At 65.3% G+C, this 1,927-nt stretch carries 1 protein-coding gene and 1 pseudogene; both read left to right on the forward strand.

Translation table 11 applies throughout. From position 1 onward, the window contains the following. Positions 1-899 (forward strand): annotated as a pseudogene (locus HUK84_RS16565) (FAD-dependent oxidoreductase); the annotation flags it as partial. Between the two features lie 375 nt (positions 900-1,274). Further along, positions 1,275-1,927: MFS transporter (locus HUK84_RS16570; RefSeq protein WP_176641262.1), on the forward strand; the 653-nt coding region annotated here is incomplete at its 3' end.

The raw sequence follows: 1,927 nt of genomic DNA on the forward strand, positions 1-1,927 counted from the left end.
GGGACGGGCTGGGGGGCGCCAATGTGCCGCCGGTCATCGCCGCCCTGCCGCGGGCCTGCTACGCGCATTCGTCCGAGCCGATCGATTTCGCGGCGCTGCGGGGGCGGCGGGTCGTGGTCGTGGGGGCCGGCGCGTCGGCGATGGACAATGCGGCGACCGCCCTGGAGATGGGCGCGGCGCGGGTGGATCTGCTGATCCGCCGGAAAGATCTGCCGCGTGTCAACAAATTTACCGGAATCGGCAGCGCCGGCGTGGTACACGGATTCGTCGGGCTGCCGGATGCGTGGAAATGGCGGTTCCTGGATTACACGCTGGCGGCGCAGACCCCGCCGCCCCGGCCGAGCACGTTGCGCGTGTCGCGCCACGAGAACGCGCATTTCCATCTGAATTGCGCGCTGCGCGCGATTGCCGTCGAGGACGGGGCGTTGCGGATCGAGACGTCGCGCGGGACGTTGGGGGCGGATTTCATCATCGCGGCCACCGGCTTTGCCGCCGATATGGGACGGCGCCCGGAATTCGCCGGTTTTGCCGGCAAGGTCCGGCTGTGGGGCGACCGGTTCCGGCCGGAGGCGGCGGACATGCCGTCGGGCGGGCTGAATGCGGAACTGGCCGGATCGCCCGACCTGGGGCCGGGGTTCGCGTTTCAGGAGCGCGAGGAAGGATGCTGTCCATTCCTGAAATATATTCATTGTTTCTGTTTCCCGGCGACCTTGTCGCATGGCAAGGTCAGCGGGGATATTCCGGCGATCAGCGAGGGGGCCGACCGGCTGGCGCGGCAGGTGGTCAGGAGCCTGTTCGTGGAAGATCGTGCCGTACACTACGAAAATCTGGAAAATTTTTCGGTCGCCGAACTGCAGGGCGATGAATGGGTGGATGCGCCGCTGCCGCAGGAGGCGTGAAGGAGAGGTTCGCCGGGCCCGCGCCGATCCTTGCGGGCCGGGAGGATGGCGCAGCGATGCGCGTTTGAGGGGGAAGGCGGCGGATTCGTTCCGCAGGATCGGGCTGGAGTGCAAAAAGCTTGCGGCACCGCATCCATTTTATAACGATAACGCAACATAATTGTTCGTTGTATATGGTATATGTTTTATAAATCGACCCGGCCGGGCGCCGGGGTCCGATTAATCACTGAATTAAATAGTATAATCAAAATAAATCATATTGACCCGAGTATAATTCCGATATAGGCGTATTGCACAGTTTGTGGTGGGGTTATGAGAGCGACGTCGGATAACGAGAAACCGGGTGGCGGAAGGCAGGGTGGCCGGGGGCTGGCCGTGCTGGCCGCCATTTCGGGCAATGCCTTCGAATGGTACGATTTCGGTGCCTTCGGTTTCATGACGCCGGTGATCAGCGCGCTGTTCCTTCCGAAGGCGCAACTGGGCGAGGCGACCGTCGTGCTGTCGACCACCGCGCTGTTCGGGGTGGGATTCGTGACGCGCCCGCTGGGGGGGATCGTGCTGGGGCTGTATGGCGACCGCCATGGGCATCAGCGGGCGATGGTGCTGGGCATGGTGATCATGGCGGCGGCGATGGCGCTGATGGCCTTCGCGCCGCCCTATCGCACCGGGGGGATCGTGTCGGTGGCGATCGTGGTCGTGGCGCGCCTGCTGCAGGGGTTTTCGGTGGGCGGCGAGTTCGCGACCTCGACCACCAGCCTGATCGAGATGGCGCCGCCGGGGCGGCGCGGTTTCTTCGGGTCGTGGCAGATGACGGGACAGGTGCTGGCGCAGATCATGGGGGCGGCGCTGGGATATGCCGTCACGACCCTGTTCAGCCATGCGCAGCTTTATGCCTATGCCTGGCGTATTCCGTTCCTGTTCGGCCTGGCGATCCTGCCGCTGGTGTTCGTGCTGCGGCGCCTGGGGGCGGCCCGGCGGCATGCGGGTGCGTTCGCGGCGGATGCCGGCGCCTCGGCGGGCACCGCGCT

Source organism: Nguyenibacter vanlangensis (assembly GCF_013376155.1).
Classification (GTDB): Bacteria; Pseudomonadota; Alphaproteobacteria; order Acetobacterales; family Acetobacteraceae; genus Gluconacetobacter; species Gluconacetobacter vanlangensis.